At 73.4% G+C, this 20,271-nt stretch carries 17 protein-coding genes; 11 read left to right on the top strand and 6 right to left on the bottom strand.

Annotated features, from left to right (window positions below):
* The first annotated feature begins 30 nt into the window (after positions 1–30).
* Positions 31–624, top strand: coding sequence for an isopentenyl-diphosphate Delta-isomerase (gene idi / locus JE024_RS04860; protein WP_205372387.1), 594 nt, complete (start codon positions 31–33; stop codon positions 622–624).
* Positions 625–849: 225 nt separating this feature from the next.
* Here idi and JE024_RS04865 read toward each other — a convergent pair whose 3' ends face one another.
* Positions 850–1,347 (bottom strand): ATP-binding protein, encoded by a 498-nt coding sequence (locus JE024_RS04865; protein ID WP_205376377.1) that lies wholly within the window; start codon positions 1,345–1,347, stop codon positions 850–852.
* A gap of 261 nt (positions 1,348–1,608) precedes the next feature.
* On the opposite strand from JE024_RS04865, the gene JE024_RS04870 reads away from it, so the two are divergent.
* A complete protein-coding gene (locus JE024_RS04870) occupies positions 1,609–2,394 on the top strand; it encodes an enoyl-CoA hydratase/isomerase family protein (protein ID WP_205372388.1) in 786 nt (261 codons plus the stop codon).
* Positions 2,395–2,589: 195 nt separating this feature from the next.
* Here JE024_RS04870 and JE024_RS04875 read toward each other — a convergent pair whose 3' ends face one another.
* Positions 2,590–3,225: a DJ-1/PfpI family protein gene (locus JE024_RS04875; protein ID WP_205372389.1), complete on the bottom strand. Its 636-nt coding sequence runs from the start codon at positions 3,223–3,225 to the stop codon at positions 2,590–2,592.
* 24 nt (positions 3,226–3,249) lie between these two features.
* Complete coding sequence (locus JE024_RS04880; RefSeq protein WP_205372390.1) at positions 3,250–4,218, bottom strand: GlxA family transcriptional regulator; 969 nt, start codon at positions 4,216–4,218, stop codon at positions 3,250–3,252.
* Between the two features lie 122 nt (positions 4,219–4,340).
* On the opposite strand from JE024_RS04880, the gene JE024_RS04885 reads away from it, so the two are divergent.
* From JE024_RS04885 to JE024_RS04900, 5 genes are all read left to right on the top strand, one after another.
* Positions 4,341–5,198 carry an SCO6745 family protein gene (locus JE024_RS04885; RefSeq protein WP_205372391.1) on the top strand — a complete coding sequence of 286 codons (858 nt, stop codon included), beginning with the start codon at positions 4,341–4,343 and terminating at the stop codon, positions 5,196–5,198.
* Between the two features lie 92 nt (positions 5,199–5,290).
* Positions 5,291–5,425, top strand: coding sequence for an LPFR motif small protein (locus tag JE024_RS41885; protein WP_280521546.1), 135 nt, complete (start codon positions 5,291–5,293; stop codon positions 5,423–5,425).
* Between the two features lie 172 nt (positions 5,426–5,597).
* A complete protein-coding gene (locus JE024_RS04890) occupies positions 5,598–7,988 on the top strand; it encodes a Tex family protein (protein WP_244882593.1) in 2,391 nt (796 codons plus the stop codon).
* Positions 7,989–8,850: 862 nt separating this feature from the next.
* Positions 8,851–9,405 (top strand): RNA polymerase sigma factor, encoded by a 555-nt coding sequence (locus JE024_RS04895; protein ID WP_205372393.1) that lies wholly within the window; start codon positions 8,851–8,853, stop codon positions 9,403–9,405.
* Positions 9,402–9,698 carry a hypothetical protein gene (locus JE024_RS04900; RefSeq protein ID WP_205372394.1) on the top strand — a complete coding sequence of 99 codons (297 nt, stop codon included), beginning with the start codon at positions 9,402–9,404 and terminating at the stop codon, positions 9,696–9,698. The genes JE024_RS04895 and JE024_RS04900 overlap by 4 nt, the downstream gene beginning before the upstream one ends.
* Before the next feature lie 27 nt (positions 9,699–9,725).
* On the opposite strand, the gene JE024_RS04905 is transcribed toward JE024_RS04900, so the two are convergent.
* Both JE024_RS04905 and JE024_RS04910 read right to left on the bottom strand, forming a co-directional pair.
* Positions 9,726–11,366 (bottom strand): ABC-F family ATP-binding cassette domain-containing protein, encoded by a 1,641-nt coding sequence (locus JE024_RS04905; RefSeq protein ID WP_205372395.1) that lies wholly within the window; start codon positions 11,364–11,366, stop codon positions 9,726–9,728.
* A 77-nt stretch (positions 11,367–11,443) separates the two neighbouring features.
* Complete coding sequence (locus tag JE024_RS04910; protein ID WP_372449767.1) at positions 11,444–13,195, bottom strand: BCCT family transporter; 1,752 nt, start codon at positions 13,193–13,195, stop codon at positions 11,444–11,446.
* Between the two features lie 214 nt (positions 13,196–13,409).
* Here JE024_RS04910 and JE024_RS04915 point away from each other — a divergent pair, with 214 nt between their 5' ends.
* The 3 genes from JE024_RS04915 to JE024_RS04925 all read left to right on the top strand — a co-directional run bounded on the left by JE024_RS04915 (position 13,410) and on the right by JE024_RS04925 (position 15,784).
* Positions 13,410–13,997 (top strand): sugar O-acetyltransferase, encoded by a 588-nt coding sequence (locus tag JE024_RS04915; protein ID WP_205372396.1) that lies wholly within the window; start codon positions 13,410–13,412, stop codon positions 13,995–13,997.
* Positions 13,998–14,549 carry a TetR/AcrR family transcriptional regulator gene (locus tag JE024_RS04920; RefSeq protein WP_205372397.1) on the top strand — a complete coding sequence of 184 codons (552 nt, stop codon included), beginning with the start codon at positions 13,998–14,000 and terminating at the stop codon, positions 14,547–14,549. It begins immediately after the preceding gene.
* A gap of 209 nt (positions 14,550–14,758) precedes the next feature.
* On the top strand, positions 14,759–15,784 hold the full coding sequence (locus JE024_RS04925) for a LacI family DNA-binding transcriptional regulator (protein WP_205372398.1): 1,026 nt from the start codon (positions 14,759–14,761) through the stop codon (positions 15,782–15,784).
* A 107-nt stretch (positions 15,785–15,891) separates the two neighbouring features.
* Here JE024_RS04925 and JE024_RS04930 read toward each other — a convergent pair whose 3' ends face one another.
* Positions 15,892–18,675: a glycosyl hydrolase gene (locus JE024_RS04930; RefSeq protein WP_205372399.1), complete on the bottom strand. Its 2,784-nt coding sequence runs from the start codon at positions 18,673–18,675 to the stop codon at positions 15,892–15,894.
* A 265-nt stretch (positions 18,676–18,940) separates the two neighbouring features.
* On the opposite strand from JE024_RS04930, the gene JE024_RS04935 reads away from it, so the two are divergent.
* Positions 18,941–20,242, top strand: coding sequence for an ABC transporter substrate-binding protein (locus JE024_RS04935; protein WP_205372400.1), 1,302 nt, complete (start codon positions 18,941–18,943; stop codon positions 20,240–20,242).
* Positions 20,243–20,271 lie beyond the last annotated feature (29 nt).

Consider the following 20,271-nt stretch of genomic DNA (forward strand, 5'->3'; position numbering starts at 1 on the left):
CCGGGCCGAGGACCGAAGCGAAGGATGGTTATGCCGATCACATCAGCCGCCGCGGCGAACAGTTCGCCGAACGGCACCGCACCAGCGATTCTGCTCGAACTCGTCGACGAGCAGGGCAACACGATCGGCACCGCGGAGAAGCTGGCCGCCCACCAGGCGCCGGGACAGCTCCACCGGGCGTTCTCCGTGTTCCTCTTCGACGAGCAGGGCCGGCTGCTGCTCCAGCGGCGCGCACTGGGCAAGTACCACTCCCCCGGCGTCTGGTCGAACACCTGCTGCGGCCACCCGTACCCGGGCGAGGCGCCGTTCACGGCCGCGGCCCGGCGCACGTACGAGGAGCTGGGCATCTCGCCGTCGCTGCTCGCCGAGGCGGGGACGGTGCGCTACAACCACCCGGACCCCGCTTCGGGCCTGGTGGAGCAGGAGTTCAACCACCTCTTCGTGGGGATGGCCCAGTCGTCGCTGTCGCCGGATCCGGAGGAGGTCGGCGAGACGGCGTTCGTGACCCCGGCGGAGCTGACGGAGATGCACGGCGACGCGCCGTTCTCGGCGTGGTTCATGACGGTGCTGGACGCCGCGCGTCCGGCGATCAGGGAGCTGACCGGGACCGCCGGCGGCTGGTGAGCCCTCGGTGCACCTCCGCGGCCCCGCGCCCTGGCGCGGGGCCGCGGGCGTGTGCGGGGGCCTCGCGCGGACGGCGTGTGCGGGGGCGGGTCCGGCGCGCGGGCGGACGGGCACGGGGGTGTGCGGGTCCGGCGCGTGGGCGGACGTGTGCGGGGAGGCGGGGACCCCGCGTGTCCACGGGGAACGATCGGAAGCGTCGGCTTCGGGGCGGAACCCGGCGGGCCGCTAGAGCGGGGTCGGGTCGGTGTGCAGGACCGCCGTCCCGGTGTGGCGCACGGGCACGAGGGGGAGCTCGGCCCAGATGATCTTTCCGCCGCTCGCGGTGTGCTCGACGTCGCACACCCCGCCCGCCTCACGGGTGATCTCCCGCACCAGCAGGAGTCCGCGGCCGCCGGTCTGCGCGGAATCGGTCTCCAGCGCCTTGGGCCGGTAGGGATGGTTGTCCTCGACGGACACCCGGACCCAGTGCTCCCCGATCGCCACCTCGACCGCGACCTCGGGCGACAGCAGTGCCGCGTGCCGTACGGCGTTGGTGACGAGTTCGGAGACGATCAGCAACAGCCCCTGGACGACGTCGTCGGTGACCGGCACCCCCTGCCGGCCGAGCAGGTCGCGCACCGCGCGCCTGGCCTGCGGGACGGACACGTCGACCGCCGGGGCGGTGAATCTCCAGACCCCCTCGTACGACAGCGGCCCGGTCGGCACGCTCCCGCGGCTCTCCATCATCTCACCCTCGGTTCATTCCGGCTGACCCTGGGTCATCCATGGTGGGAGCACGCCGGTTCGGCCCGTGGAGGTGACCGGAAATGAAGACTTTTCAGCGAGATACGGGCGAGTGCTTACGAAAGCGACCGTTGAGCGATCGTTCGGCATCTTCTTCTGCTCGATTCACCAGGCCGATCGTTTCAGCACTTTTTCCGGCATCCGGGACTCCCGGCGACGGCCGCGGCGGGGGCGCAGAAGGCCCCGGATAGCATCCGCCGCATGGAGCCGCCCGAGTACCCGCAGCCGCGTCTGACCCACTCCGTCGCGGACGGCGTCGCCACCGTCGTCATCGCCAACCCGGCCAAGCGCAACGCGATGACCGCCGAAATGTGGCGGGCCGTCCCCGAGGTGCTCGCCCCGCTCGCCGCCGACGCCGATGTGCACGCGCTGGTCCTGACCGGCGAGGGCGGCACCTTCTGCGCGGGGGCGGACATCGGCTCGCTGCGCGAGCCGGGCGACGACCCGCAGGCCCTCGCGCAGAGCGCGGAGGAGGCACTGGCCGCGTTCCCGAAGCCGACGCTCGCCGTCGTGCGGGGCTTCTGCGTCGGCGGGGGCGCACAGCTCGCCGCCGCCTGCGACCTGCGGTTCGCCGCCGACGACGCCCGCTTCGGGGTGACGCCCGCGAAGCTCGGCATCGTCTACCCGGCCGCCTCGACCCGCAGGCTGGCCTCGCTGGTGGGGCCGTCCACGGCGAAGTACCTGCTCTTCTCCGGCGAGTTGATCGACGCGGACCGGGCGCTGCGGACCGGGCTGGTGGACGAGGTGCTGCCGGGGGCCGAACTGGGGCCCCGGGCGGCGGAGTTCACCAGGATCCTCGCCACGCGCTCGCAGCTCACCCAGTGCGCCGCCAAGGAGTTCACCGCGGGGCACACCGACCGGGAGGCGTACTGGCGGGCGCAGGCACAGGGCAGCGGCGACACCGCGGAGGGGGTCGCCGCCTTCCTGGAACGCCGGGCACCGCGCTTCACCTGGACGCCGCGGCCGCGGAGCGGCGAACCGGTCTGACGGGCGGGGCCGGTCCGGCGGCACGGGTGCGGGCACGGTGGACCGTCCGTCGACCCCGTGGCGGCTGCGCGAGGACGGCGGGAGAGCGCGGGCCCTCGGCGCAGGGGTCCTCCGAGGCGGCAGGGGTGCGCTCGCCGCAAGGGCCTTCCGGGGCGGCACGGGGTCCGCTCGGCGCCACGGGCCCCGGCGGGGCGGCTACGTCAGGACGAAGCGGCTGCGGGTGCGGAACTCCTCGACCAGGTGGGCGGGCGCCTTGTCGGGCGCGCCCGCGTCGTAGGGCGGCTGGGGGTCGTACTCGGTCAGGAGCTGCACGGCGCGGGCGTGGTCGTCGCCGGCGATCCTGCCGACCAGCGTCAGCCCCATGTCGATGCCGGAGGAGACCCCGGCCGCGGTGACGTACTTCCCGTCGGTGACCACCCGGCGGCCGGTGGGGTGCGCGCCGAGCGAGGCGAGGACGTCCAGGGCCAGCCAGTGCGAGGTCGCCTCCCGGCCCTTCAGCAGCCCCGCCGCGCCGAGCAGCAGGGAGCCCGTGCACACCGAGGTCGTCCAGGTGGTCGCCGCGTCGGCCGCGCGCAGCCAGCCGAGCAGCGCCTCGTCGTCCATGCGCGCGCCCTGCCCGGGGCCGCCGGGGACGACCACCACGTCGGGTCGGGGGACGGCGTCGTACGACGCGGTGGCGACGAGCGAGAGGTCGCCGCGGTCGTTGGTGACCGGGCCCGGCCGGTCGGCGACGAGGACGACCTCGCTGCCGGGCAGCCGGCACAGCATCTCGTAGGGGCCGACGGCGTCGAGGGCGGTGAAGCGGTCGAAGAGCGGTATGGCGATCTGCACGGTGGTTCCCTTCGGCGGGTGGGTTCAGGCGGGGTGCGGGGCGGGGCGGAAGCGGCGGCGGTACTCGGCGGGTGCCACCCCGAGGGCCTTGACGAAGGCGCGGCGCATGGCCTCCGGGGTGCCGTAGCCGCAGGCGCGGGCGACCCGCGCGACGGGGTCGGCGGTGTCCTCCAGGAGCCGGCGGGCGTGTTCGAGCCGTACGCGTTCGACGTAGCGGCCCGGCGTCGTGCCCGTCTCGGCCTGGAAGGCGCGGGCGAAGTGCCGGGGCGACAGGGCGGCGCGCCCGGCCAGCGCCTCCACGGACAGGTCGGCCGCGGGGTGCTCGGTGACCCAGTGCTGGACCTCGCGCAGCGGGTCGCGGCGGGCGGTCTGGGCCGCGAGCCGGGCGCTGAACTGCGCCTGGTTGCCCGGGCGGCGCAGGAAGACGACCAGATGGCGGGCGACGGTCAGGGCCACCTCCCGCCCGAGGTCCTCCTCCACCAGGGCCAGGGCCAGATCGATGCCGGCCGTGACGCCCGCCGAGGTGGAGATCCGGCCGTCGCGCACGTAGATCGGGTCGGGGTCGACGTCGACCCGGGGGTACTCCCGGGCGAAGTGCTCGCAGACGGACCAGTGGGTGGTCGCCCGGTGGCCGTCCAGCAGTCCGGCCCCGGCCAGCAGCAGCGCGCCCGTGCACACCGAGACCAGGCGTTCGGCGGCGGGCCCGTGCTCGCGCAGCCAGTCGAGGACCCGGGCGTCGGGCTCGCGGGTGCCCTGGCCGCCGGGGACGACGAGGGTGTGCGGGCGGGGCGCGCCGGCGAGGTCGAGATCGGGCACCACGGTGAGGCCGCTGGAGGTGCGGACCGGCGCGCCGCCGGGGGCGGCGGTGCGCACGGTGTACGCCCCGGGGTCGCCCGCGGCCCGCGCCGCTCCGGTGAAGACCTCCAGCGGGCCCGTGACGTCGAGGCTCTGCACGCCGTCGAACAGGACGACGAGGACGTTTCGTTCCGGCATGGCCTCATCCTCCGGCCGCCGCCGGATGGCCGCAATGACGAGGTTCCCACCTTTCCTGCCATGCGATCCGACACACCGGGCCTGCCTGTACCGACGTACCAACCAGTCGGTAACGTGCCCCCATGAGCCCTCTCCCCCCGCGCGCCGGTCGCCGCTGCCACAACGCCCTCAACCCGCTGCACTCGACGGTCTACTTCTCCCCCGACCTGGGCACCGAGCTGGGCGCCCTCGGCATCGAGGATCCCAACGCCGCCTACTTCGCCGCGCGCTCCGCGGCGATGGGCTCCGTCGGGGCGGGGACCGTCGCGGCCACGTTCTACAACTTCAACCCCGAGCTGGTCGCCCGGTTCGTGCCCGCCGTCTGGGAGACGGCCTCGCCCGCGGCCGTGCTCGACGCGCGGCTGCGCGCCGCCGACACCACGCTGCGGCGCCTGCTGGGCGAGGAGACCGTCGCCTCCCCCGAGCTGGCCGAGGCCGCGGCCCTCGCGCTGCGCGCCACCGAGGCGTGCACCCGGCAGGCCAAGCCCCTGTACGCCGCGCACGCCGATCTGCCCGTGCCCGACGCTCCGCACCTCGCGTACTGGCACGCGGCCACGCTGCTGCGCGAGCACCGCGGCGACGCCCACCTCGCGGCGCTGCTGCACGCCGGGCTCGACCCGCTGGAGGCCCTGGTGAGTCACACCGCCACCGGCAAGGGCATGGCCCCGCGCTGGATCCTGGCGACCCGGGGCTGGCGGCGCGCCGACTGGGAGGCCGCCCAGGACCGGCTGCGCTCGCGCGGACTGCTCGACGAGCAGGGCGCGCTGACGGACGCGGGCACGGCGCTGCGCGCCGAGGTCGAGGAGCACACGGACCGGATGGACCTCGCCCCGTACGAGCACCTGGGCGCGGAGTCGGTCGAGCGGCTGACGGAGCTGGGACGCGGCTTCCTGCTGACCGCGTTCGCGGCGGGGGCGTTCCCCAAGGAGGCCACGGGCTGAGACCGCCCGGCCCCGCGCCCGCCGGGCGGAGGTTTGATCGCGGCGGGAGGGGCTATCCGCAGCACAACGATTCCGGTTCAGGAGGTGGGAACATGTTCCGCGCTATCGCAGACGCGCTGCGCACCGTCGGCTCGGCCCTGGCCACGGTGGTGACGCTGCCTTTCCGGCTGCTGGCCAAGCTGTTCGGCGGGGCGTCCAGGAGCACCGGCCGCGCCCGCAGGGCATGACGCCCGCCGTGGGCGCGTGTGCCGGCCCCGGCCGCCGACGAGGCGGCCGGGGCCGCCCCGTGTCCGCGCCACGTGCGCGGACATGCCCGGGGGCCGCACGCGACACGGCCACCGCCCACCCGGCAGAATGCAGGCTCAAGCACAGCCAGCACGAGAAGGCGAGTCGGGGAACGTGACGACGTCCATCGAAGGCAGGATCGCCGAGGAACTCGGCGTACGGGAGCGGCAGGTCAGGGCGGCCGTCGAGCTGCTGGACGGCGGCTCGACCGTGCCGTTCATCGCGCGCTACCGCAAGGAAGCGACGGAGATGCTCGACGACGCGCAGCTGCGCACCCTGGAGGAGCGGCTGCGCTACCTGCGGGAGCTGGAGGAGCGCCGCACCGCCGTCCTGGAGTCCGTCCGCGAGCAGGGGAAGCTGACCGACGCGCTGGAGGCGCAGATCCGGGCGGCGGACACCAAGGCGCGCCTGGAGGACATCTACCTGCCCTACAAGCCCAAGCGGCGCACCAAGGCGCAGATCGCCCGGGAGGCGGGGCTCGAACCGCTGGCCGACGGTCTCCTCGGCGACCCGTCCGTGGATCCACTCGCGGCCGCCGCGGCCTTCGTGGACGCGGAGCGGGGCGTCGCCGATCCGGCCGCGGCGCTGGACGGCGCGCGGGCGATCCTGACGGAGCGCTTCTCCGAGGACGCCGACCTCATCGGCGAGCTGCGCGAGCGGATGTGGACCCGGGGCCGGCTGGCCTCGAAGGTGAAGGAGGGCAAGGAGGAGGCGGGCGCGAAGTTCTCCGACTACTTCGACTTCGCCGAGGGCTTCGCCCAACTGCCCTCGCACCGGGTCCTCGCGCTGCTCAGGGGCGAGAAGGAGGACGCCCTCGACCTGGTGCTGGAGCCGGAGGAGGCCGTCGAGGGGCCGTCCTCGTACGAGACCACGATCGCGGCGCGCTTCGGCGTCGCGCAGCGTGGGCGCCCCGGCGACAAGTGGCTCGGCGACACGGTCCGCTGGGCCTGGCGCACCCGGATCCTCGTCCATCTCGGCATCGACCTGCGGCTGCGGCTGCGCACGGCCGCCGAGGACGAGGCGGTCCGCGTCTTCGCGGCGAACCTGCGCGATCTGCTGCTCGCCGCCCCGGCGGGCACCCGCGCCACGCTGGGGCTCGACCCCGGTTTCCGCACCGGTGTGAAGGTGGCCGTCGTGGACGCCACCGGCAAGGTGGTGGCGACCGACGTCATCCATCCTCACGTCCCGGCGAACCGGTGGGACGAGTCCCTGGCCAAGCTGGCCCGCCTCGCGCGGGAGCACGCGGTCGAGCTGGTGGCCATCGGCAACGGCACCGCGTCCCGCGAGACGGACAAGCTGGCGGCCGACCTGATCGCCCGGCACCCGGAGCTGAAGCTCACCAAGGTGATGGTGTCGGAGGCGGGCGCCTCGGTGTACTCCGCGTCCGCGTTCGCCTCGCAGGAACTGCCCGGTCTCGACGTCTCGCTGCGCGGGGCGGTCTCCATCGCCCGCCGGCTCCAGGACCCGCTGGCCGAGCTGGTGAAGATCGACCCGAAGTCGATCGGGGTCGGCCAGTACCAGCACGACCTCTCCGAGGTGAAGCTGTCCCGCTCGCTCGACGCGGTGGTCGAGGACTGTGTGAACGGCGTCGGTGTCGACGTCAACACCGCTTCCGCGCCGCTGCTGTCGAGGGTCTCGGGCATCAGCGGCGGCCTCGCCGAGAACATCGTCGCGCACCGCGACGCCAACGGGCCCTTCCGTTCGCGCAGGGCCCTGAAGGACGTGGCCAGGCTCGGCCCCAAGGCGTACGAGCAGTGCGCGGGCTTCCTGCGGATCCGCGGCGGCGACGACCCGCTGGACGCCTCCAGCGTGCACCCGGAGGCGTATCCGGTGGTGCGCCGGATGGTGAAGTCGGGCGGCGGCGAGGTCGCCGCCCTGATCGGCAACACCTCGGTGCTGCGGTCGCTGCGGCCCGGCGACTTCGTCGACGACACCTTCGGGCTGCCCACCGTCACCGACATCCTGCGCGAGCTGGAGAAGCCGGGCCGCGACCCCCGGCCCGCGTTCAGGACCGCCACCTTCAAGGAGGGCGTCGAGAAGATCGGCGACCTCGCGCCGGGGATGGTGCTGGAGGGCGTGGTCACCAATGTGGCCGCGTTCGGGGCGTTCGTGGACGTCGGCGTCCACCAGGACGGTCTGGTGCACGTGTCGGCGATGTCGAAGACGTTCGTCAAGGACCCGCGGGACGTGGTCAAGCCGGGCGACGTGGTGCGGGTGAAGGTGCAGGAGGTCGACATCCCGCGGAAGCGGATCTCGCTGACCCTCCGCCTCGACGACGAGGCCGCGGCCCCCGCGGCCGGCCAGGGCGCCCCTCGCCGCGAGCGCGGCGGCAGGCCGCCGCAGCAGCGGCAGGGCGGGGGCGGCCGGGAGCGGCGGGGCGGGCGGCGGCGGCAACGGCGGCGCCGCCGCCCGGCCACGCCGCCCGCGAACAGCGCGATGGCGGACGCCCTGCGCAAGGCGGGCCTGCTCGACCCGGGCGGCCGCGGCGACAAGCGCCGCGGCTGACCCCGGCCCGGCCCGGCCCCGAACGCACGCTGCGCGTGCCGGGCGGCACGGCGCGGCCGCGTCACGGGGCCTCCGTACCGGAACCCGGCCGCAGCGTGCGCCCCGCCCCGGGCGGACCTCGGGCCCGGGGCGGGTCCGCCCACCGTGCGGCCGGTGCCGATCCCGTACGGCCGCTGTCACCCGGTACGGCCGGCCAGCGGGGCTTCCCCGGCGGGCCGTACCGGCACCCACGGGGTACGCCAGGCCCGACCCGCACCCCCGGTACCGCCCGCACCGGGCGCAACCGCGCCGGGGAGGTACGCCAAGCCCGACCCGCACCCCGGGTACCGCCCGCACCGGGCGCAACCGCGCCCGGAAGGTACGCCACACCCGACCCGCACCGGGCGCAACCGCGCCCGGGAGGTACGCCACACCCGACCCGCACCGGGCCGCCCGGGCCGCCCGGGCCGCCCGGTCCGCCCGGTGCGCCGGGTACGCCCCGGCGCGGGACATCAAGCCCGTGCCCGGGCACGGGCAGGCCGCCGGTACCGGGGCGCTGCCCCGGGGATGCCGCGCCGGCGGGGTCCCCGGGGCAGTACGGCCGGTGGGCCGGGACCGGCGGGAGTCTGAAGGCCGGCGGGCCAGGGCCGGCAGGAACCGGAAGGCCGGTGGGGTGCGTGCGGCCGGTGGCCCGATGCCGGGCGGCGGGGAACTTCTCCGGGCGGCGCCGAATCCTTTCGGCCTCCCCGCGCCTCCTATGAGTGCCGACGGACGTCGGCACCGAACCGGGAGGTCGTCATGATCGTGGGAATCGCCGTCGCCGCGGGAGCCGTGCTGCTCTGCACGTGCAGCTGGTTCGCCCTGCGCAAGCGGAGGCAGGCCCGTGGCTGACCCGTCCTGGCCGGGCGAGGAGCTGATCACCGCCGCCCAGCGCGGCGACGTCGACGCGATCACCGCGCTGGTGTCGGGTTCGCACCCGAACGTCCGGCGCTTCGCCCGCTCGCTCTGTGCCACGCCCGAGGACGCCGAGGACGCGGCACAGGAGGCCCTGATCATCCTCTACCGCAAGATCGGGATGCTCAGGGCGTCCGGGGCGCTGGCCTCGTGGATGTTCCGCATCGTCCGCAACGAGTGCCTGCGGCGCGCACGGACGCTGCGGGCCGACGCACCGCTGCCTGAGGGCACCGTGGAGTCGGCCGAGGACATCGCCCTCGACCGCATGGAGGCGGGCAGGGTGGCGGCCGCCGTCGCCGCCCTGCCCGCCGAGCAGCGCGCCGTGCTGATCCTGCGGGACGTGCAGGGCCTCAGCGGCCGCACGGTCGCCGAGCTGTGCGGCCTCAGCACCCCCGCGATGAAGTCGCGGCTGCACCGTGCCCGCGGTGCGGTGCGCCAGACCCTCCGTGCCGCACCCGAACCCGCGCGAGGAGACAGCCCGTGACCACGACCACGACCACCACCACGACCGGCCGCCCGGACTTCGCGAGCACGTCCCTGCTCCGCCATCTGGTCCGGGGTGTGATCGGCTTCGGCGGCCTGATCGGCTCCTTGGCGCTGCTCCCGCTCGCCGGCCCGGTCGTCCTGCTGCTCCTGCCGGTGGGGCTGGTGGCACTGCGCGGCTGCCCCCTGTGCTGGGCCGTCGGCCTGGCGCAGACCGTCTCCCGGGGGCGGCTGCGGCGCGCCTGCGACGACGGCCGGTGCCGGCTGACCGTCGCGGACGGGGAACCCGCGTAGAGCGCGGACGGGGAACCCACGCAGAGCTCAGCGGTGTTCGACGACCTTGCCGTCGGTCACCTCGATGCGGCGGGTGGTGTGCACGGCGTCGAGCATCCGGCGGTCGTGGGTGACCAGGAGCAGGGTGCCGGTGTACGTGGCGAGGGCGGATTCGAGCTGCTCGATGGCGGCCAGGTCGAGGTGGTTGGTCGGCTCGTCGAGCACCAGCAGGTTGACGCCGCGGCCCTGGAGCAGGGCGAGCGCGGCGCGGGTGCGCTCGCCCGGGGAGAGGGTGGTCGCCGGGCGCAGCACATGGTCGGCCTTCAGGCCGAACTTGGCGAGCAGGGTGCGCACTTCGGCGGGCTCGGTGTCGGGGACGGCCGCGCAGAACGCCTCCAGCAGGGATTCCGTGCCGAAGAAGAGCCCTCGCGCCTGGTCCACCTCCCCGACGACGACTCCGGAGCCGAGGGAGGCGTGTCCGGCGTCCAGGGGGAGGCGGCCGAGGAGGGCGGCGAGGAGGGTGGACTTGCCGGCGCCGTTGGCGCCGGTGACGGCCACCCGGTCCGCCCAGTCGATCTGCAGCGAGACGGGGCCGAAGCGGAAGTCCCCGCGGGCGGCCTCGGCCTCGCGCAGGGTGGCCACCACCGAGCCGGAGCGGGGCGCGGTGGCGATCTCCATCCGCAGCTCCCACTCCTTGCGGGGCTCGTCCACGGTGTCGAGGCGTTCGATCATGCGCTGGGTCTGGCGGGCCTTGGCGGCCTGCTTCTCGCTGGCCTCGCTGCGGAACTTGCGGCCGATCTTGTCGTTGTCGGTCGCCTTGCGCCGGGCGTTCTTCACGCCCTTGTCCATCCAGGAGCGCTGCATCTGGGCGCGGCCCTCCAGGGCGGCCCGCTTGTCGGCGTACTCCTCGTACTCCTCGCGGGCGTGCCGGCGGGCGGTCTCGCGCTCCTCCAGGTAGGCGGTGTAGCCGCCGCCGTAGAGGGTGATCTCCTGCTGGGCGAGGTCCAGTTCGAGGACCTTGGTGACGGTGCGGGTGAGGAACTCGCGGTCGTGGCTGACGACGACGGTGCCGGCCCGCAGCCCGCGGACGAACGACTCCAGCCGCTCCAGTCCGTCGAGGTCGAGGTCGTTCGTCGGCTCGTCGAGCAGGAAGACGTCGTAGCGGGAGAGCAGCAGCGAGGCGAGGCCGGCGCGGGCGGCCTGGCCGCCGGACAGCGCGGTCATGGGGGCGTCGAGGCCGACGGTGAGGCCGAGGCCGGCGGCGACCTCGTCGGCGCGTTCGTCGAGGTCCGCGCCGCCGAGGTCGAGCCAGCGCTCCAGGCTGACGGCGTAGGCGTCGTCGGCCCCGGAGGCGCCGTCGACGAGGCCCTGGGTCGCCGCGTCCATGGCCTCCTGGGCGGCCGCGACACCGGTGCGGCGGGCGAGGAAGGCGCGGACGGTCTCGCCGGGCCGCCGCTCGGGCTCCTGCGGGAGGTGGCCGACGGTGGCGGTCGGCGGGGAGAGCCGCAGCTCGCCCTGCTCGGGCCGGTCGAGGCCGGCCAGCAGGCGCAGGAGCGTGGACTTGCCCGCTCCGTTGACGCCGACGAGGCCGATCACGTCGCCGGGGGCGACGACGAGGTCGAGTCCGGCGAACAGGGTGCGGTCGCCGTGGCCGGCGGCGAGGTCCTTGGCGACGAGGGTGGCAGTCATCAGGGGGTGCAGTGTACCGAGCGCCCCGCCCGGGGCCGGGCGGGGCGCTCGGTGGTGCCCGGGGGCCGGGCGCCGGCTCAGGACTTTCCGGTCGGGCCGGAGGACGGGCCGAGGGCGCCGTCCTCCGGCTCGCCGTCGGTCGGCCTGATCTGGAGCTCGAAGTCACCGGCGTACTGCTCGTGGCCGGCGATCACCGCGGATTCGACGGCCTCGGTGCCGATCTCCCCGCGCACGATCAGCGGGTCGTGCCGCAGGTCGCGCATGAGCGCCACGCACATCCCGATCATCACCAGCACAAAGGGCGCGGCCACCAGGATGGTGAGGTTCTGCAGTCCCGCCAGTGCGTCTCCCTTGCCGTTGCCGATGAGCAGCATGATCGCCGCGACGGCTCCGGTGACGACACCCCAGAACACGACCACGAGCTTGGCCGGTTCGAAGGAGCCGCGCTGCGACAGGGTGCCCATCACGATGGAGGCGGCGTCCGCTCCGGAGACGAAGAAGATGCCGACGAGGACCATCACGAGGATGCTCATCACGGTGGCGATCGGGTACTCCTGGAGCACGGCGAAGAGCTGGCCCTCGGGCGTCGACTCGTCGGGCAGCCGGCCGTCGTTCTGGAGCGTCATGGCCGAGCCGCCGAAGATGGCGAACCAGAACAGGCTGACGGTGCTCGGCACCAGGATGACGCCGCCGACGAACTGACGGATCGTCCGGCCGCGGCTGATGCGCGCGATGAACATGCCGACGAAGGGCGTCCAGGAGATCCACCAGGCCCAGTAGAAGACCGTCCAGCTGCCGAGCCATTCGGCGACGCCCTCGCCGCTGCTGGCCTCGGTGCGGCCGGCGAGCTCGGGCAGGTCGCCGAAGTAGGCGGCGATGGAGGTGGGCACCAGGTCCAGGATGATGATGGTGGGGCCGGCGATGAAGACGAAGACCGCGAGCACCAGCGCCAGCACCATGTTGGTGTTGGACAGCCACTGGATGCCCTTCTCGACGCCGGAGACCGCCGAGGCGACGAAGGCCAGGGTCAGCACGGCGATGATGGCCACCAGCAGGCCGGTGCTGACCGTGGTCATCCAGTCGAGCTCGGTGAAGCCGCTGCCGATCTGGAGGGCGCCCAGACCGAGGGAGGCGGCCGAGCCGAACAGCGTGGCGAGGATCGCCAGGATGTCGATGACGCGGCCGAAGGCGCCGTTGACGTTGCGCTCGCCGATGAGCGGGGTGAAGACGGCGCTGATGGTCTGCCTGCGGCGGCGCCGGTAGGACGCGTAGGCGATGGCGAGTCCGACGACCGCGTAGATCGCCCACGGGTGCAGCGTCCAGTGGAACAGGGTGGTGGCCATGGCGGTCTCCATGGCCTCGGCCGCGTCCTCGGGGGAGGTGCCGGGCGGCGGGGTGGTGAAGTGGGCCAGGGGTTCGCTGACGCCGAAGAACATCAGGCCGATGCCCATGCCCGCGCTGAACATCATCGCGATCCAGGAGACGGTCCGGAACTCGGGTTCCTCGTTCTCCTGGCCCAGGCGGATCCGGCCGTAGCGGCTGATGGCGAGCCAGAGCGCGAAGACGACGAACCCGGAGGCGGCGAGCACGAAGGCCCAGCCGCCGTTGTGGATCAGCCCGCTGAGCATGCTGTCCGACACGTCCTCGAGCGTGTCGGTGGCGATGGCGCCCCACAGCACGAAGGCGAGCGTGAGCACGGCCGTCACGCCGAAGACCACACGGTCGGTGCTCGGGCGGCCGCTCTCGTGGGGAGGCTCGGGGAGGTCCGCTGTCACCGACAGCTCTCCACGGCCTGCCCGTTCCTCTTCGTCCTGCGGCACTGGCGGCACCTTTCACGGGGGTTCTGAGGGAACCTTCTTTCGCCCTCCGCTACCCCCTACCACAGGAACTACCGCCCACCCCGTGCAACAGGCTGGTACGGCCCGCACTGCCCGCCCGACTTGTGCCGTACGGGTGCCGGGGCGGGGGTGGCCGGGGGCGGCGGGCCCAGGGCGGTCGAAGCGATGCGTACGACCGTACGCCTCATGGTGTACGGTCGTACGCATGACGGACCACTTCGCCGGCGACACCCGGACGAACCACGAGCGCATGCTCGCCGGCGACCACTACATCGCCGACGACCCGGAGATCGCGCGCGAGGCGCAGCGTGCCGTGCGGCTGGCCGCGGAGTACCAGGCCGCGTACACCCGGGACGCCGACGCGGCGCAGCCGATCATCGAGGAGCTGATCGGGGAGCTGGGCGCCGGCGCGCACATCAGGCCGCCGCTCTTCGTGGACTACGGGTCGCGGATCAGCGTCGGCGAGGGGACGTTCGTCAACTTCAACCTCACCGCGCTGGACGTCGCGCGGATCACCATCGGCAAGGACTGCCAGATCGGGCCCAACGTCCAGTTGCTCACCCCGACCCACCCCCTGGAGCCGGGGCCCCGGCGCGACAAGCTGGAGGCCGCGCGGCCGATCACCATCGGCGACAACGTGTGGCTCGGCGGCGGCGCGATCGTGCTGCCGGGCGTGACCATCGGCGACAACAGCGTCATCGGCGCCGGTGCCGTGGTCACCCGGGACGTACCCGCGAACGTGGTCGCCGTCGGCAACCCGGCCCGGGTGGTCCGCGAGCTCCCGGGGACCTAGGTGGCGACCGGACGGGTGGACCCCGAGCGGCGCGAGCGGATCATCGGCGCGGCCCTGGACCTGATCGCGGAGGAGGGTGTCGCGGGCACCTCGCACCGCAAGGTCGCGGCGCGCGCGGGCGTGCCGCTGGGTTCCATGACGTACCACTTCACGAGCATGGACGAGCTGCTGCGGGAGGCGTTCACCCGCTTCTCGGGCGAGGTCGTGGCCCTGTTCGGCGAGCGGCTCGGCGCGGCGGCGACGCCGGACGAGGCGCGGGCGGCCGTCACGTCCCTCATCCACGAACTGGGCGAGGGCGGGCAGCGCAATCTGGTGCTGACCCACGAGCTGTACACCCTGGCGGCGCGCAGGCCGGAGTTCCGGAAGCTGACGCGGGCCTGGATGCGCAGCAGCCGGGACGCCCTGGAGCGGCACTTCGACCCGGCGACGGCCCGCCGGCTGGACGCCCTGATCGAGGGCCTGTCGCTGCACCAGGCGCTCGACACCGAGCCGCACGACCGGGCGCTGACCGCGGAGGCGGTCGCCCGGATCACCGCACCGGGCGGGAACTGACGGCTCCCGCTCCCCCGGCCGCCCGGCCGGCGCCCCACCTGACGGGGGCGCCGGCCGGGCACCTCCCCCGCCGCGGGCCTTCCCGCCGGGCAGCGCGGCGCCCGGCGGGCCGCCCGGATTGGGAGCGCTCTCAGGGTGTCCGGGGCGCCGGATATCCTTTCCGAGGACGTATCGCCGACCGGAAGTGCACCAGACGAGGAGCGCCCGCCTTGCCCGAGCCGATCACGGGGCCCCGCCCCACGCTGGAAGCCGTCGCCGCCCGCGCCGGCGTCTCCCGGGCCACGGCGTCACGCGTCGTGAACGGTGGCGCGGGCGTGCGGGCGCCGCTGGTCGACAAGGTGCGCCGGGCGGTCGAGGAGCTGGGCTACGTGCCCAACCACGCGGCCCGCTCCCTGGTGACCCGGCGCAACGGCGCGGTCGCCGTGATCATCGCGGAGCCCGAGTTCCGGATCTTCTCGGACCCGTTCTTCGAGCAGCAGGTGCGCGGCATCAGCCGGGAGCTGACGGCGCACGACGCCCAGCTCGTCCTGCTGTGGGTGGAGGGGCCCGGCGACCACGACCGGATCGCCCGCTACCTGGGCGGCGGCCATGTGGACGGGGCGCTCGCGTTCTCCCTCCACAACGACGACGAGCTGCCGGCGCTGATCGACCGGGCCCGCATCCCGACGGTGTTCGGCGGGCGCTCCCTCGCCGGCCAGGCCCTCGGGGTGCCGTACGTCGACTGCGACAACCGGGGCGGCGCCCGCGAGGCCGTGCGCCACCTCGTCTCGCTCGGCCGCAGGAACATCGCGCACATCGCCGGGCCGCGCGATCTGATGGCCGCGCTCGACCGGGTCGACGGCTACCACGACGTGCTGATCGGCGCCGACCCGGCGCTGACGGCCCAGGGCGACTTCACGGTGGAGAGCGGCGCCCGGGCGATGGCGGAGCTGCTGGAGCGGCGGCCCGACGTCGACGGCGTCTTCGTCTCCAACGACCTGATGGCGTCGGGCGCGCTGCGCACCCTGCGGGAGCGGGGGGTACGGGTCCCCGAGGACGTCGCCGTGGTCGGCTTCGACGACATGGCGTCCGTGGTGACGTCCACGGAGCCGGAGCTGACCAGCGTGCACCAGGACATCGAGGGCATGGGCCGGCTGATGGTGAAGCTGCTGATGCGCCTGCTCGACGGGTCCGGCGGGCCCGCGCCCGCCTCCGTCATCACCCCCACCGCACTGGTACGGCGGGCATCGGCCTGACGGCCGATGCCCGCCGCTCTCCCTGTGGGGGGCTGTGGCGGTGATCCCCGGGCCGCGCCCGGGGATCACCGGAACCGACGGGTCGGCCGGTCACCGGCCCCGGCGGGTCAGCTGAACGGGATCACCAGGACCGAGCGGTCCGTCCCGGTCTGGAGCTTCGCCGTCCCGTTGCCGATGGCGCTCCACACCTCCAGCCGGACCGTGCCGTTCCGCAGGTTGCCCAGGGTCCCGGTGGCCGACTTCAGACCGCGTGACTGGGCGTACTCCTCCCAGCCGTTCACGGGGTCGGTGGCGAAGTAGTGGTACGTCTCCGTCCGGTCGAAGGTCCCGTCGCCGGTGAGGTCGTAGCTGATCCTGGCCTGCTGGCCGAGGCCGACCCCGGTGCCCGCGTCCACCTGGAGCCGGAAGGACGTGGACGCGCCCTGCGCGAGGGTGCCGTTGACGCCGCGGATCGTGTACACGAGCGGCTGGTTGGGTGTGCCGTCGTGGTTGGCGCCGCCGGCCGAGGCGATGGTGTCGCTGCCGGCTGTGGCGCCCGTCGCGGTGGTCAGCGTGCCGCCGGAGCGGAGCTGGAAGGTGTTGCCGGTCGGCGGGTCGGGGTCGGGATCGGGGTCGGGGTCGCCGCCGCCGGTGCCGGTCCCGGTGGCCGTCGAACGGGCGGGCACGGAGAGGGTCTTGCCGTCGGAGAAGGTGACGGTGCGGGCGGTGGAGCCGTAGTTGTGCGCGGCGTAGGTGCGCGCGGTGCCCTTGGTGAAGACGGCCGAGGTGGGGATGTCCCCGGTCACGGTGGCGTCGGGGGCGCCGAGCGCGTCGAGCGTGGTGATCCAGTGGTAGGTGTGCGCCTTGGACTCGCCCGCCTCGGGTGTGTAGGAGGCGTTGCCCGCGTCCCACTTGGACTTGGCGGCGGCGGGGTCGGCGAAGGACTGGAACTCCCAGAGGATGTCGCGCCATTCGACGGCGGGGCCGCCGTTCTCGCGTTCCATCTCGGCGATGTTGCGGCGGATGGCCGCCTTCTCGCCGCCCAGGTGCAGGGAGCCGCCGGTCACCGGGAGGACGTTGATGCCGTGGATCTCCTCGGGGTTGGCCGTCCACCAGGTGGCGTAGGCGCCGCCGCTGCCCCAGACCATGCCGACCGTGTCGTGGCCGAAGGACGCGGGGAAGACCTGCTCGTCGGCGTCGAACCAGTACTGGGCGATGGCCTCGGACTCGGTGGTGAGGAGGTAGCTGCCCAGGTCGCGCAGACCGTTGTCACCGGTGGCCGAGCCCCACAGCACCAGCGCGGCGCTGAGGTTGGTCGACTCGGAGGAGGACTCCTGGTTGTTGCCCGCGGCGAAGCCCTGGTGGCCGGAGGCCCAGCTGTGCCCGGCGTAGACGTCGAAGCCGCGCAGGAAGGGGTAGGCGCTGTCGGTGCGGGAGGCGTTGGCGGTGTCGCGGATCAGGGTCTTGACCATGCCGCCCCAGGCGGAGTCGGCGGCCCACGCCTGGTCGTACTGGGCGACGATCGCCGCCGCGTAGACGTAGTAGCTGTAGTGGAAGTGGTGGTCGTTGAGCTCGGTGTCGCTGCCGTAGGAGGCCGGGTAGCCGGTGAGGGTCTTCCAGACCTTGTCGTAGGAGAACTCGTTGGCACCGCCGGCGGTGAACCAGTCCTGGAGGCGGCCCTTCATGAGCCCGATGAGCTTGTCGCGGATCGCGCCCTCGCCGATCTGGTCGGCCAGCGGCACGAGCTGCGCGAGCTTGCCGAGCGCCTTGCCCGTCCAGTAGGTGTCGACGGCCCCGGAGAACGGGTCGGAGGAGTTCGCGACCTCGTTCAGGTAGCCCCGCAGCCGGGCGGTGTCGACGGCGCTCGTCCTCGGGAGCCCGGGCAGCACGGCGGACGCCTTCTGCGCGGTGCTGAAGGAGGCCGACTCGCGCACCTTCATGGTGCCGCGCGGTGACACGTAGGTGTACGGGGTCAGCGCGTCGCTGGTGTTGAGCCACTGGTGGCGGTACAGGGCCTGGAGGGTGCCGCGCTCGGTGCCCTCCTTGGCCTCGGTGGTGAGGCTGTAGGTGGCGCGCACGGTGCCACCGCCGCTGCTCCAGTTCACCGTGGAGCCGGTGACGAAGCTGAAGGCGTACTTGCGGTAGGTGGCGAGCGCGTCGGTGGAGGGCAGCACGGCGACGGAGAAGTAGTCCTTGCCGCCGAGGCCCGCGGTGACGGTGGAGCCGGAGACGTTCCAGTCGCTGCCGGTGGGTGCGAACAGCGCGTAGTGGTGGCCCGCGACGGTGATGCCGAGGACGTTGCCCTGGTCGGCGAAGACGGCCGGCGCGGACGCGGTGGTGATCTGGGCGTTGCCGCCCGAGCCCTTGGCGTACACGAAGGGCATGCCGTGGCCGATGGTGGTGCGCAGGGTGCGGGCGCCGTCGGACCAGTAGGGCGTGACGGTCCAGTCGGACCAGGCGTCGGCCTTGGTGTCGGGCGAGTTGAGGCCGGTCAGGCCGAGGGTGAGGTCCCGCTTGTGGGCGTACTCGTACTGGCGGCCGTCGCCCACGACGGCGGGGCTCGTCGGGTAGCCGATCTCCAGTCCGCCGGAGACGGCCTGGTAGGTGAGCGGGTGGCCGTACATCGGGGTCGAGTACGGGTTGTCGCCGTAGCGCTGGAAGGCGAGCGAGGACCACCAGTCGTTGGTGGGCACCGGCTTGCCCTGGGCGGCGGCGGTGACCTTGGGGGTCACGGGTGCGCCGGTGTTGGTGGTGGGGCCGGACGTGCCGGCGGGCCGGGTGTCGGAGTAGCTGCCGGAGCCTACGGGGATGGTGGCGGCGGCCGCCGGGACGGCGGCCGGACCGAGTCCGACGGCGGCCATGGCGGTGGCCAGGACCAGCACGGCGGCCGGTCGGTTGCGGGGGGCTGGCATGAAGGGCACCTCGTGTCATCACGACGGATATGGGGTGTCTCAGCACGGGTCCGGGAGCTTTCGAGAGCGCTCTCAGATGGCCGGAAACGTAAAACTCCTGAAACGTGGGTGTCAATAGATGGGACACAGAAGGGATTTGGGCCTGAGTCCAACCCGTTATGTCTTCGAGTCTTGACGGAGCGTGCACCGGGCGGGCACGCTCCAGTCGCATGTTTGAGAGCGCTCTCAGGCTCTCGCTCCACCCCGAAGCCAAGGGAGGCTTCCCATGCCCATCGCCCGAGCCGCCAAGAGGGCCACCGTCCGCCTGGGCGCGGTCGTGCTCGCCGGAGCCCTGCTCGCCGCCTGCGGAGGTTCGTCGGACGACGCCTCCGACAGCGCGGGCGGCAAGGTCACGCTCACCGTCGACCTCTTCGGATCCTTCGGTTACAAGGAGGCCGGGCTCTACGCGGAGTACCAGAAGCTCCACCCGGAGATCACGATCAAGCAGACCGACACCCAGGACGAGGCCGACTACTGGAAGTCGCTCCAGACCCGCCTCGCCGGCGGCGGCGGTCTCGCCGACGTCCAGGGCATCGAGGTCGGCCGGATCGCCTCCGTCACCCAGCAGCAGGCGGACAAGTTCGAGGACCTGAACAAGTACGGCGCCGACAAGCTCAAGGGCCAGTTCGCCGAGGCCAAGTGGGCGGCGGCCACCGGCAAGAACGGCGAGGTCCTCGGCCTCGGCACCGACGTCGGCCCCGAGGCGATGTGCTACCGCACCGACCTCTTCGAACAGGCCGGGCTCCCCACCGACCGCGAGGAACTCGCGCAGAAGTGGTCGACCTGGGAGGGCTACCTGGAGCTGGGCAAGCAGTACAAGGCCAAGGCCCCCGCCAAGAGCACCTGGCTGGACAGCGTCGGCAGCCTCTACTCGATCATGATCGGGCAGGAGAAGGAGCGCTACTACGACGCCTCCGGCAAGCTCATCTGGGAGACCAACCCGGCGCTGAAGACCGCCTGGGACACCTCCGTCGAGGCGGCGCAGAGCGACCTGAGCGCCAAGCTCGACCAGTGGTCGCCGCAGTGGAACCAGGCGTTCGCCGCCGGTTCCTTCGCCACCATCCCCTGCCCCGCCTGGATGCTCGGCTACATCAAGGGCCAGGCCGGTGACGCCGGCAAGGGCAAGTGGGACATCGCCAAGCTGCCCGGCGGGGCGGGCAACTGGGGCGGCTCGTACCTGTCCGTCCCGAAGGCGGCCAAGAACAAGAAGGAGGCGTACGAGCTGATCGCCTGGCTCACCGCCCCCGAGCAGCAGGCCAAGCTCTTCCAGAAGGTGGGCAACTTCCCGTCGGCCACGGGCGCGATCGACAAGGTCGCCGGCGCCACGGACGAGTACTTCTCCGGCGCCCCGATCGGAAAGATCTTCGGCGACGCGGCCAAGGCGGCCCCCGTGCAGGTGCTCGGTGTGCACGACCAGAACGTCGCGCAGCAGATCACCAACGCCCTGAGCGAGGTCGAGCGCAAGGGCCTGGCCGCCGACAAGGCGTGGGCGAACGCGAAGAAGGGCGTCGCCAACACCATCGGCTGACCCGCTCCCCGGGGCCGGTCCGGACACAC

The sequence above is a fragment of the Streptomyces zhihengii genome (assembly GCF_016919245.1).
Lineage (GTDB): Bacteria > Actinomycetota > Actinomycetes > Streptomycetales > Streptomycetaceae > Streptomyces > Streptomyces zhihengii.